The following is an 808-nucleotide window of genomic DNA, read 5'->3' on the forward strand; positions in this document are numbered from 1 at the left end:
GCTTTATAGGCAATTTTTTCTTTCAGGCTGTAATAACTCCAGTTCTGCAATAAGAATGGATCTTCCTTCGCTATTTCTTCCTTTAGTTCCTGATTGACGAGAATAAGGGTTGCCGCCTCATGCTTTACACAGAGGTCTATCAGCATGCGGCTATACACATGGAGTTTATAGTCAATATATTTTCTTTCCTGATGCTGGTAGTCTTCCAGGCTTTTCCTTTTTCGCTTTCGTCCATGGCCACCCCGGTTAAAAGTAACCGCTTTCTTTACCCGGCAGATCGCTGCTTGTATGGCCAATCTCCGGTGTAGGAACTCTTCCTTGTTCCCAATAGTATGTTCCTGGCTGCCGATTTTAACGGTAACGGGATGTTCAATAGATAAGGATGCTTCAGCAATGACGGAGGTATCCAAATGATGTTGTTCCTTTTCGATCTGAATGGCCGCCAACAGATAGATTTTGCCTTGATCCAGTTGGATATGGCTGGCACAAAGTTTTAGGGTGCCATTGAGTACCCTGTTCAGCATAATCTTTTTATCTGATCTGTCTTTACCCAAATAGGTCCTGAATGGAATCTGAAACAGCTTAAAGTAAAAATTTCGTCCATCGGGCGTATGGCTCAGCTTTGAAATCACTTCCGCCCCGAAAGGCAAGGGAATATTCTTTTTATAATTCCTCAGCGACTTTTCACCTTTCCAATAGGCCACCTTTTCCTTGTTAAAAGAGGATATCAGGGTGTTGTTTAGGTAGCTTAGAATATTTGTAGGAATCTGTCCTTTAAAATGATTGGAGAGCAGCCGATAGGTGGTGT

1 protein-coding gene is annotated in these 808 nt (G+C 42.6%); it reads right to left on the reverse strand.

All coding sequences use genetic code 11. The annotated features are described in order from the left end of the window. The coding region (locus tag AC1DG9_RS27465) for a nuclease/transposase family protein (protein WP_477635748.1) at nt 1–808 on the reverse strand (808 nt) is incomplete at both ends.

Source organism: Pedobacter sp. 05L430 (genome assembly GCF_056397585.1).